Origin of the sequence: Actinoallomurus acaciae (assembly GCF_042429965.1) — a bacterium.
Classification (GTDB): domain Bacteria; phylum Actinomycetota; class Actinomycetes; order Streptosporangiales; family Streptosporangiaceae; genus Actinoallomurus; species Actinoallomurus acaciae.
Map to the genome: position 1 here is coordinate 1 of NZ_JBHLZP010000256.1, position 11,651 is coordinate 11,651.

Consider the following 11,651-nt stretch of genomic DNA (forward strand, 5'->3'; position numbering starts at 1 on the left):
CAGCGCGCCATCGCGTCGACGTCTCCGCGGATGAGCCAGAACACGCCGAGCGCGGCGCACAGCAGCACCGCGACGCCCACGTCGCCGGTCTGACGCGCGAACCGCAGGGCGGCGAAGAGGTTGTCGCGCTCGGCGGCCAGCCGGGCGAGCCAGGGGAGCTGGCGGGCGTCCCGCAGACACGGCTCGGCCCGCTCGGCGAGGCCGACGAAGTAGGCGGCGTGGGCGGCCTGGACCCGGGCCAGTTCGCCGCTGTGCACGAGCTGCTCGAGGCCGTACTCGCGGATCGTCTCCAGCATCCGGTAGCGCTCCCCGTCGAACTGCAGGAGCGACCGGTCCGCGAGCGCGGTCAGCACGTCGACATCGGCCGCGGCCACCGACTCCGCGCTCTCGACGGAGATCCCGCCGGGGAACGCCGCCAGCCGCCGCGCGAGCCGGCGTTCGTCGTCGCCGAGCAGATCCCAGCTCCAGGCGACGACCGCGCGCAACGTCCGGTGCCGGGGCTCGGTCGCACGTCGCGGGTACGCCGGCAGGTCCAGGCGGGCGTCGAGGCGGGCCGCCAGATCCGTCAGCGGGAGGGAGCGCAGCCGGGCGGCGGCGAGTTCGAGCGCGAGCGGCAGGCCGTCCAGCCGTCGGCAGAGGTCCTCGACGAGCGGCGCGTTGCCGGCGGTGAGGACGAACCCCGGCCGTGCGGCGGCCGCCCGGTCGCCGAAGAGCCGTACCGCGAACTCCATCGGGAGCGGCGGCACCGGGCAGATCGCCTCGCCGAGGACGCCGAGCGGCTCCCGGCTCGTCGCGATGACGCGCAGGCCCGGACAGCGGCCGAGCAGTTCCTGGACGAACGGGGCCACATCGTCGACCAGGTGCTCGCAGTTGTCCAGCACGACCAGCGTCTCGTCGCCCGTGAGCGCCTCGGACAGCCGCCGCAGGTCATCACGCGGGCCGTCGAACATGCCCGTCCCGCCGATGCCGAGCGCGTCGAGCACGGCACGGGCCAACGCGCCGGAGTCGGTCACCGACGCCAGTTCGACCAGCCACGCGTCCGGGGAACGTTCCGCCGCCACCGCGGTCGCGAGCCGGGTCTTGCCCACTCCCCCGGGGCCCACCAGTGTCACCAGCCGGGTCGTCCCCAGCCGCCCGTGGACCAGGGCCACCTCCTCGGCACGCCCGATGAGGCCGGTCACCGGCGCGCGCAGGTTGCCCCGCGGCCGTTTCGCGGGCGCCGGCCCACCGGCGAGCGCGGCCTGATGCGCCTCGAGCAGTTCCGGCCCGGGGTCCGCGCCGACCTCGTCGGCGAGGAACTCCGGGTACTCGGCGAAGAAGGCGAGCGCCTCGGCCTGGCGGCCCTCCGCGGTGAGCGTCCGGACGATCAGGACCCGCAGCCTCTCGCGGAAGGGATACGTTGCGGTGAGCTCGCGTAACTCCGCGACGATGCCGTCCAGCCGGCCCACGGCGAGCGCTGCCTCCGCGCGGTCCTCCTGCGCGCCGAGCCGGAGCTCGTCGAGCCGGCGGCGCGCGGTGTCCGGGGCTCCGTCGGTGAGCTCACCCCGCCACAGGCCGAGCGCCTCGTCCAGAACGCGCAGGGCGACCTCCGGCTCCCCGTCCTTCAGCGCCCGCCGTCCCTCGCCGGCCAGTCCTTCGAAGCGGCACGCGTCGACCGCGTCGGCCGACAGGTCCAGGCGGTATCCGCCGCCGGTGGACAGCAGCACGTCGCCCGGCAGCAGCCGCCGGAGCCGGGCGACCAGTGACTGCAGCGCGTTCACGCGGTCCACGGGCCCGTCGTCCGGCCACACCTCGTCGGCGAGCGCGGCGGCGGGGACGGTACGGCCCGCGTCGAGGGCGAGCCGGATCAAGAGCGCGCGCAGCCGGGGACCCCCGGCGTTCACGCTCCGTCCCTCAGCGGTGACATCGAGCGGACCGAGGATCCCTACGCGCATTCACTCAACGTATCCGGAACACCGCCGCCGATCGAGCCCGCATCGTGCCGGATCGCGTAGTTTCACCGCCGGACCGTTCGCGGCAGAAATGCGCAAAGCAGCTTGATATCGCCGATTGACACGCACGAAAACGCAGCCGATTCTGAGTGCACCCGCCCCGAGAGGTGATCAGGGTTGTTCAGGTCACGGAACAGAGCGTCGTCACCGGTGAGGGTCGTCCGCGCGTGCGTCGCGGCGGTGACGCTCGTCCTCGGCCTGACGGTGACGCCGGCGCGGGCGTCGGCCACCGTGCAGCACCTCGCCGTCCCGGCGTACTTCGATCCGGGCGGCGGCGCGGGGGGCACGTACTGGACCCGGCTCGACCAGAGCGCTCCCACGGTCGCTATCTCGGTCGCCAACCCCGGCAGCGGCCCGGGAACCACGTTCGACCAGAGCTACGCGAACGCCGTCCAGGCCGCCGCGCAGGCGGGCATCAAGGTCATCGGCTACGTCGACACCGGGTACTTCGGCACCACCGGCCGTACGACGCGCGGCGGCCAGACGTCCACCTCGGCGTGGACGGCCCAGGTCGAGGGCGACGTGGACGACTGGTACCGCTGGTACGGCGGCAACGGCCTCGCCGGCATCTTCTTCGACGACGCGCAGAACGTCTGCGGCACCGGCAACGCGTACGTCGACCTGTACACCGCGGTCAGCACGTACACGAAACAGCACCACTCCGGGGCTCTCACCGTGGACAACCCCGGCGCCCCCGCGGACCAGTGCTACTCATCGGCGGCCGACGTCCTGGTGATGTTCGAGGGCACCTACGCGAGCTACACCTCATGGTCGCCGCCGTCCTGGGAGCTCGGCTCCGCCGACCCGAACAAGTTCTGGCACCTCGTGTACGCCACGCCGACGCAGGCCGACATGGAGAACGCGGTCGCCCTCAGCAGGCAACGGGGCGCCGGCTACCTCTATGTCACCGACGACGTCCTGCCGAACCCGTGGGACACCCTCCCGGCCGCCGCCTACTGGAGCGACGAGGTCGCCCGTACGGCGACCGGTGACGGAGCGGACCCGGCACGGCCTGCTCCTCCACCGTCACCGGGGGCTCACGACTCGTCGGGGTCGTAGGCGAGGTTGGGGCGCAGCCAGCGTTCGACCTCGGCGAGGTCCAGGCCGCGGCGGCGGGCGTAGTCCTTGACCTGGTCGCGGCCGAGACGGCCCACGGTGAAGTACCGCGCCGACGGGTGGGCGAAGATCAGGCCGCTGACGGCCGCCGCCGGGGTCATCGCGTACGACTCCGTCAGGTTCAGGCCGGCCTTGGCCGCCTCCAGGAGGTCGAACAGCTCGCGCTTCTCGCTGTGGTCCGGGCTCGCCGGGTAGCCGAGGGCCGGGCGGATGCCGCGGAAACGCTCGGCGTGCAGGTCCTCCAGCACCGGCTCGGCGTCCGGCTCGAACCACTCGCGGCGCGCCTTCAGGTGGACCCACTCGGCGAACGCCTCGGCGAGACGGTCGGCGAGCGCCTTGACCATGATCGACCGGTAGTCGTCCTGCTGGGCCTCGTACCCGGCGGCGAGCTCGTCGGCACCGTGCACGGCCACCGCGAAGCCGCCGAGGTGGTCCCCGGACGGGGCCACGTAGTCGGCGAGGGACCGGTTCGGCCGGCCCTCCGGCTTGGCGGTCTGCTGGCGCAGCATCGGCAGGCGCACCGTGGTGTCGGCGCCGGCGTCGACCACGATGTCGTCGCCGTCGGTGTACGCGGGCCAGAACCCGTACACGCCCTCCGCGCGCAGTGAACCGGCCGCGATGATCTCGTCGAGCATGGTGTTCGCGTCATCGTACAGCTCACGCGCCACCGGCTGGTCCAGGATCGCCGGGTACTTGCCCTTCAGCTCCCAGGCCAGGAAGAAGAACTGCCAGTCGATCATCTCGCGCAGCTCGGTCAGGTCCGGCCGCACGTTGCGGAGCCCGGTGAAGGCGGGGGTCGGCAGGTCGTCGAAGGAGACCTTCTCGCGGTTGGCCTGGGCCTCCTCCAGGGTGAGCAGCGGGCGCTGCTTACGGCCGGCGTGCTGCTCGCGCAGGCGCTCCTGCTCCGCGCGGTTGGAGACGGCGAGCGCCTCGGAGCGCTCCGGGTCGAGCAGGTCCGACAGCACGCCGACCACGCGCGAGGCGTCCAGCACGTGCACGGTGGTGGCCTCGTACGCCGGGGCGATCCGCACCGCCGTGTGCTGCCGCGAGGTCGTGGCGCCGCCGATCATCAGCGGCAGCTTCAGGCCGCGGCGCTGCATCTCGTTCGCGACGCCGACCATCTCGTCCAGCGACGGGGTGATCAGCCCGGACAGGCCGACCGCGTCGGCGCCCTCGGCGGCCGCCGTGTCGAGGATCTTGGCGGCCGGGACCATGACGCCCAGGTCGATGACCTCGTAGTTGTTGCAGCCGAGGACGACGCCGACGATGTTCTTGCCGATGTCGTGCACGTCGCCCTTGACCGTGGCCAGCACGACCTTGCCGTTGCCGCGGCCGACGTCGAGACGGCCCTCCCGGCGGGCCTGTTCCTTCTCCTCCTCCATGAACGGCTCGAGGTAGGCGACCGACCGCTTCATCACGCGGGCGCTCTTGACCACCTGCGGCAGGAACATCTTCCCGGAGCCGAACAGGTCGCCGACGACCTTCATGCCGTCCATGAGCGGGCCCTCGATCACGTCGAGGGGACGCGCGGCCTTCTGCCGGGCCTCTTCGGTGTCCTCCACGATGTAGTCGACGATGCCGTGCACGAGCGCGTGCTCCAGCCGCTTCTCCACCGGGCTCTCGCGCCAGGTCAGGTCGACGGCGCGCTGGGTGCCCTTGCCGCTGACCGTCTCGGCGAAGGCGACCAGCCGGTCCGTCGCGTCCTCGCGCCGGTCGAAGATCACGTCCTCGACGAGTTCGAGCAGGTCGGCCGGGATGTCCTGGTAGACGGCGAGCTGCCCGGCGTTGACGATGCCCATGTCCAGCCCGGCGCGCACCGCGTGGAACAGGAACGCCGAGTGCATCGCCTCGCGTACGACGTCGTTGCCGCGGAAGGAGAAGGACAGGTTGGAGATGCCGCCGCTGGTGTGGACGCCGGGGCAGCGCTCCTTGATCAGCGGCAGCGCGTCGATGAACGCCTTGGCGTACCCGTTGTGCTCGGCGATGCCGGTGGCGACGGCGAGGACGTTCGGGTCGAAGACGATGTCCCCGGGCGCGAAGCCCGCCTTCTGCGTGAGCAGGTCGTACGCGCGGCCGCAGATCTCCACCTTGCGCTCGGTGGTGTCGGCCTGCCCCTGCTCGTCGAAGGCCATGACGACGACGCCGGCGCCGTAGTCGCGGATGCGGCGGGCCTGCTCCAGGAAGGGCTCCTCGCCCTCCTTGAGGCTGATGGAGTTGACCACGCCCTTGCCCTGCACGCAGCGCAGCCCGGCCTCCAGCACGCTCCACCGCGAGCTGTCGATCATGATCGGGATGCGGGCGACCTCGGGCTCGGTCGCGATGAGGTTGAGGAACGTGGTCATCGCCTGCTCGCTCTCGAGCAGGTCGGCGTCCATGTTCACGTCGAGGAGGTTCGCGCCGCCGCGTACCTGCTCCAGCGCCACGTCGACGGCGGCCTGGTGGTCATCGGCCTCGATCAGCCGCCGGAAACGGGCCGAGCCGGTGACGTTGGTGCGCTCGCCGATCATGACGAAGCCGGTGTCCGGGCCGATCGCGAACGGCTCCAGGCCGCTGAACCGCGTACCCGGCGTGAGCTCGGGGACCCGGCGGGGCGCCATGCCCTTCACCGCGTCCGCGATCAGGCCGATGTGCGCCGGGCCCGTGCCGCAGCAGCCGCCGACGATGTTGACCTGCCCGCCGGCGGCGAACTCGCCGACCAGCCGCGCGGTCTCCTCCGGGGTCTGGTCGTACTCGCCGAACGCGTTGGGCAGGCCGGCGTTCGGGTGACAGGCGGTGTAGGTGCCGGCCAGTTCGGCCAGCTCCGCGACGTACGGGCGCATCTCCGCGGCGCCCAGCGAGCAGTTCACGCCGACGACGAGCGGCTCGGCGTGCTCGATCGAGCTCCAGAACGCCTCGACGGTCTGGCCGGACAGGGTGCGCCCGCTCTGGTCGACGATGGTCACCGAGATCCACAGCGGCAGGTCCGGCGCGACCTCACGGGCGGCCGCGATCGCGGCCTTCGCGTTGAGCGTGTCGAAGATCGTCTCGATGAGGAGCAGGTCGACGCCGCCCTCGGCGAGCGCCGCGATCTGCTCGGCGTACGCGGCGCGGACATCCTGGAAGGAGACCGCGCGGTACGCCGGGTCGTCGACGCGGGGCGACAGCGACAGGGTGACGTTCAGCGGGCCGACCGAACCGGCGACGAAACGCCCACCGGCCTCTTCGGCGGCCTGGCGGGCCAGGCGGGCGCCCGCGAGGTTCATCTCGCGCACGTACTCCTGGAGGCCGTAGTCGGCCTGACCGATGCTCGTGGCGGTGAAGGTGTTGGTCGTCGTGATGTCCGCGCCGGCGTCGAGGTACTGCCGGTGAACGTCGAGGATGACGTCCGGGCGGGTGAGGTTGAGCAGGTCGGGGTCGCCGGTGACGTCGCTCGGGTGGTCGGTGAAGCGATCGCCGCGGTAGTCCTCCGGGGCCAGCTTGGCCCCTTGGAGCATGGTGCCCCACGCGCCGTCGAGCACCACGACGCGTTCGGCGAGCAACTCCTTGAGAGCACTCGTGGTCTGGCGTTCGCCCTTGTCCACTGGGTCCACCCCCCGTTGTGTCGGGAGGCGCCCTTGCGGATCATGATGCAGGCCGAGCGTGGCGGGCCACGGCCCGTTGCAGCGCCTCTCGGTCTGATCTACAACGGTACCCAAGACGGCGACGGAGTCCAACGCGACCAAGGGCGAGGCCCACCGTACGCACTTCGGTACACGGGACTCGGCCCGGACGGAGAATAGGATCGCGGCGTGCCGACAGTCCCCCGACGACGCAGCGCCATGCGCGGCCATCTCGTCGTCTGCGGCGACACGCCGCTGGCCTTCCGGCTCGCCGACGAGCTGACCACGCGTTACCTCCAGGATGTCACCGTCATCCTGCCGTCGAAGAAACGCAACCACGGCCCGCAGATCGCCCGGCTCCCCCGCGTGAAGGTGCACGAGGCGCTCGAGCTGAACGACGAGGCCTTCCGCGACGTCAACGCGGAGGCGGCCCGAGCGGTCGCGCTCGTGAGCAACAGCGAGGTCGGCAACGTCCACGCGGCGTTGCGCGTGCAGGAGCTCAACCCCGGGGCCCGCCTCGTCATCCGGATGGCGAACACCTCGCTGGGCGCGCGGATCCGCACGCTGTTCAACGACTGCGCGGTGCTCTCGGACGGCGCGATGGCGGCGCCGTCGTTCGTGGCCGCCGCCCTCGGCGACCCGGCGCCCAGCCACGTACGCGTCGCCGGCCGCACGCTCTACGTCGCCCGGCGCAGCGACCGGCCGAAGACCATCATCTGCGGGCTGGCCGACACGCGCCGGTCCGAGGGCAATCCGCGTCTGCTGCCGGACCCGCACGAGACCGCCAACCTCGTGCTCGCGGTCGCCGACAAGAGTCCGCGCGACCCGCTCAGCGCGCACCGGCCGCGCCGCCATCCGTTCTCCTTCCTGGCACGCAGCCTGCGGCTCGTCCTGAACCGCCGCCTGATGCAGGTGGTGCTCGTGTTGCTGGGCGTCATCGTGGTCGGCACGGTGTCGCTGGGCCTGTCCGGCGGGTCCGGCTTCAGCGAGTCGCTCTATCTCGTCCTGCTCGACCTGGCCGGCGCCGCGGACCCCGACTCGTCACTCGGCGGCGCGGCCAAGGCGACCCAGGTGATCGTCACGCTCGCGAGCCTGGCCCTGGTGCCCGCGATCACGGCCGCGGTCGTCGACGCGCTCGTGCGCGCCCGGCTCGCCGGGCCGCTCACACTGAGCGAGCCGATCAGCGGTCACGTCGTGGTCGTCGGGCTGGGAGCCGTCGGCGTACGCGTCGTCGGGCAGCTCAACGACCTCGGCGTTCCGGTCGTCTGCGTGGAGATGAACGAGGACGCCGTCGGGGTGCCGCTGGCACTCCGCGAGGGGCTGCCGATCGTGTTCGGCGACGCGACGCGCAAGGAGACGCTGCGCAACGCGTGGGTCAGCACGTGCCGCGCCGTCGTGACGGTCACCAGCGACGACATCACCAATCTGGAAGCGGGCCTGAACTCGCGCGAGCTGAAGGACAACGTACGGGTCGTGCTGCGGCTGTTCGACGACGACCTGGCCGCGCGGGTCCACCGCAACTTCCACATCCCGGTGTCGCGCAGCGTGTCGTTCCTGGCCGCGCCCGCCTTCGCCGCGGCCATGATGGAACGCCAGATCATCGGCACCATCCCGGTCGGGCGCAAGGTGATGCTCATCGCCGACGTGCCGATCGCCCAGGGCTCCGCGCTGGAGGGCCGCCCGCTGAGCGACGCCAACCAGCGCGGGGAGTCACGGGTGCTCGCGGTCGGACGCCGCGGCCGGCAGCACTTCGACTGGGAGCCGCAGGACGGGTACCTGCTCGTCCGCGGAGACCGCCTGATCGTGCTCGCGACGCGTACGGGCATCGGGAGCGTACGGACGCGGAGCATCGCACACGCGTCGTCGGAGGCGCCCTGAGGGCCCCGGCCGGGGTCACTGGACGATGAGGCCCTGGCGTCCGTTCAGCTTCTGGGCCTTCACGTGGAACGTGCCGGTCAGCGGGCCCGTGTCCATCTTCATGCGGTTGTCCGACAGCTTCGACGTCGCGCGCTCCGGGTCGAGTGGGACGATCACGTACTGGCGGCCGTCGATCGCGCCCGTCAGCACGGACGCGTCCTTCGCCGTCAGTTGCCCGGAGGTGAACCGGAACGTCCCGTTCAGCCGGGCGAGCATCGCGTACGGCACGTTCTTGGTCGTGTAGTAGCCGCCCGTCTCCAGGTCACCGGTGGCGGACTCCAGCGGCACGAGCAGCAGCGCGTCTCCGTTGTTGTTGTACGCCCTGACCAGCGGGTTGAAGCGCGGAATCAGGTCGCTGTTCTGCTTGGCGAGCTCGTCCTGGATCGCCTGGCGCAGGCCGTCCGACGGCTGCTCGGCGACCGGCGCGACACCCTGCAGCAGCATCGCCAGCGGCGTCCTGCCGCTCTCGGCGACCTGCTTCTGCCAGGTCGGCGGGTGCGCCTTCTTGTCCTTTTCCTTCTTGTTCTTGTCGGCCTCGTCCAGGAGCAGGCCGGCGAGGGCGCCCAGTGGCGCGGCCTCGCCGTCGACGGTCAGACGCCTCGGGTCCGGGCCCTGGTCGAGCGCCTCGAACCCGACGCGTTCCCGTATCTCGTCGGGTTTGGTACGGTCCGCGCCGTCGGCCATGGCCGAGGCGACGGCGTCGAAGTAGCCCGCCGCGCCCTCGGAGGCGTCGATGGCGGTGGCGTGCTTCGCCTCGTCGGCGTACTCCTTCTGCCACTTCTGGTACCAGTACGCGGCGTTCGCGAGCCGCTGCTGCTTCTGCTTCGGGTCGTGGAAGGCGGCGACCACGTCGTTGTAGAGCATCGCACGGTAGAGCCGCGGCGTGACCGCGAGCGGGTACTCGGTGCCGCGCATCGCATGCTGGTCCAGCGGCTTGCCGCGCTGCTGCCACGAGTGGAACAGCTCATCGGTCGCCGCGCCGAACAGGATCGCCGACAGGCCGGCGTGCTCCTCCTTGGCCTCGTCGGTGTACGAGGCGTCGGCACTGTTCATGACGACGGTCGGATGCCCGTCCCAGACGGTGTAGAGCGAGCCCGACGACGGGATCTCGACCTTGTGCTGGGTGAGGTCGGCGGCACTGAGGTTCTTGACGCCGTCGACGCTGATGAGCCGCGCCGTGTGCCGGTCGCCGATGACGATCCGTCGATCCTTCAGCACGACCCCGGGCCAGATCCGCCCGGACTCCGGCCAGACCTTCGCGACATAGGCCTGCATTTCACTGGCAACGGGCGCGACGGCCGTCGCCTTGGACACCGGGGCGGCCTGGTGAGAGTGCCCCGCGCATCCGGCGGCGGCGAGCACCGCGGCCAGCCCACCGACGATCGCCGCCGCGCTGCGGCGTCCGGTCCCGATCAACACTGCCTAACCCCCCGCTGCCGACGATCTGGGCCTCGGGGGGTGCTGCCCAACCTTGCCAAGCGATCATTCCCCGTGCTCGCGCGCCATAACGCCATGAATCCGCGAACCCTTCGTCGGCTGAGCGGAGACCGGCCTGGTGGCGGCGCGGTCACATGGTGCGCAGGATGGGCTCGGGGGTCTCGGGTACGGGGTCGGCGAGGATCGCCTCGGCCTCGTCGGCGCTCAGCGCGCCCATGTCCTGCAAGAGCGCGACGCTGCGCCGCCACCGGTCGCGGGCGCGGTCGTGGTGGCCCAGCGTGTACAGCGCGGCACCGAGGAACCAGTGGAACTCCGCCTCGGCACCGCGGTCCCCGACCTCGCGGATCGCGGTGATCGCGCGTTCGAACAGCGGCACCGCGAGGTCGGGCGAACCGTTCAGGCGGTGGGACTCGGCGAGGTTTCCGGAGGCGATCGCCTGCCCGCGCGGATGGCCCAGCTCCGTGTGCAGCTCCAGACTCCGCTCGTTGGCGGCGATCGCCTCCGCGTAGCGGCCGCTGCGCTGGTGGCTGCTGGCGAGGTTGATCAGCGCCCGGGCCTCGCCGTGGCGGTCGCCGACCTCGCGAAAGACCTCGACGCTCCACCGGCAGTTGATGAGAGCCGCCTCGTTGTTCCGCTGCGAGGCGTACAGCGATCCGAGGTTGGCGACCGAGTAGGCCGTGCCCAGCCGCATGTCGGTCTGCCGCCACCGTGCCACCGACCGTTCGAGGTGGTCGACCGCGGCGTCGAGGTCACCGGCCACGAGACAGGCCCAGCCGAGGTCGTTGAGCGCCTGCGCCTCCGCGCAGAGGTCGCCGATGCGGCAGGCGGCGCCGAGCGCGAGCCGCCCGACGGTGACCCGGTCCTCGTACTTGCCGCGCATGTCGAACGGCCGGAACAGGGCGGCGGACAGCCCGGTCGCGAACGAGGGGCCCTCGTCTCCCGACGCCGTGGCGGCCTGGCGCACCGCCGCGAGGAGGTTGTCGTGCTCGGCGTCGATCCAGCGGATCGCGGCGCGCCGATCCGCGAAACGCACCTCGCCCTGGTCCTCGGGGCGGGTGGCCGGGCCGATGGAGTGACGGTGGTCGGGGGACTGGTCGAGCATCAGCGCGGCGGACCGGCAGGTCGCCAGGTAGTGACGCATCGCCCGCCCCCAGGCGGCGGCGCGGGTCTCCTCCGGCAGATCCTCGTGCGCGCGCTCACGCGCGTAGAGCCGGACGAGATCGTGCATGCCGTAACGGCCGGGCCCGGCGGCGCTCAGCAGCTGCGCCTCCGCGAGGCGTTCGAGGGCCGTCCGCGTGTGCTCGGGCGACAGCCCGGTCAGCGCCGTGACCACGGGCGTGGCGACGTCGGGGCCGTCCAGCAGCCCGAGCAGCACGAAGGTACGGACCAGCGTGTCGCCGTCGGGTTCGGCGGCCAGCCCTTCCAGGCTGGCGGTGAAGCTGGTGCGTACTGCGAGGTCGGCGTGCCGGAGCTCGTCCAGCCTGCGCCGTGCGTCGGACAGCCGGTCCGCGAACGCGGACAGGGACAGGTCCGGATGCGCGGCCAGGCGTGCCCCGGCGATCCGCAGGGCCAGCGGGAGCCGCCCGCACAGCTCCGCGACCCGCGCCGCGCC

6 protein-coding genes and 1 riboswitch are annotated in these 11,651 nt (G+C 72.0%); of the genes, 2 read left to right on the plus strand and 4 right to left on the minus strand.

The window, feature by feature from the left end; translation table 11 throughout:
- Positions 1-1,934: AfsR/SARP family transcriptional regulator (locus ACFFNX_RS28795; RefSeq protein WP_378208793.1), on the minus strand; the 1,934-nt coding region annotated here is incomplete at its 3' end.
- Positions 1,935-2,141: 207 nt separating this feature from the next.
- Between ACFFNX_RS28795 and ACFFNX_RS28800 the strand changes: the two genes are divergently transcribed.
- On the plus strand, positions 2,142-3,050 hold the full coding sequence (locus tag ACFFNX_RS28800) for a spherulation-specific family 4 protein (RefSeq protein WP_378208795.1): 909 nt from the start codon (positions 2,142-2,144) through the stop codon (positions 3,048-3,050).
- Here ACFFNX_RS28800 and metH read toward each other — a convergent pair.
- Complete coding sequence (gene metH / locus ACFFNX_RS28805) at positions 3,029-6,676, minus strand: methionine synthase (protein ID WP_378208797.1); 3,648 nt, start codon at positions 6,674-6,676, stop codon at positions 3,029-3,031. The two genes, ACFFNX_RS28800 and metH, sit on opposite strands and share 22 nt — an antisense overlap.
- Positions 6,677-6,685: 9 nt before the next feature.
- A riboswitch (S-adenosyl-L-homocysteine riboswitch) is annotated at positions 6,686-6,763 on the minus strand.
- A 111-nt stretch (positions 6,764-6,874) separates the two neighbouring features.
- Here metH and ACFFNX_RS28810 point away from each other — a divergent pair.
- Complete coding sequence (locus ACFFNX_RS28810; RefSeq protein ID WP_378208799.1) at positions 6,875-8,563, plus strand: NAD-binding protein; 1,689 nt, start codon at positions 6,875-6,877, stop codon at positions 8,561-8,563.
- Positions 8,564-8,578: 15 nt separating this feature from the next.
- On the opposite strand, the gene ACFFNX_RS28815 is transcribed toward ACFFNX_RS28810, so the two are convergent.
- On the minus strand, positions 8,579-10,021 hold the full coding sequence (locus ACFFNX_RS28815; RefSeq protein ID WP_378208801.1) for a hypothetical protein: 1,443 nt from the start codon (positions 10,019-10,021) through the stop codon (positions 8,579-8,581).
- A 148-nt stretch (positions 10,022-10,169) separates the two neighbouring features.
- The coding region (locus ACFFNX_RS28820) for a tetratricopeptide repeat protein (protein ID WP_378208803.1) at positions 10,170-11,651 on the minus strand (1,482 nt) is incomplete at its 5' end.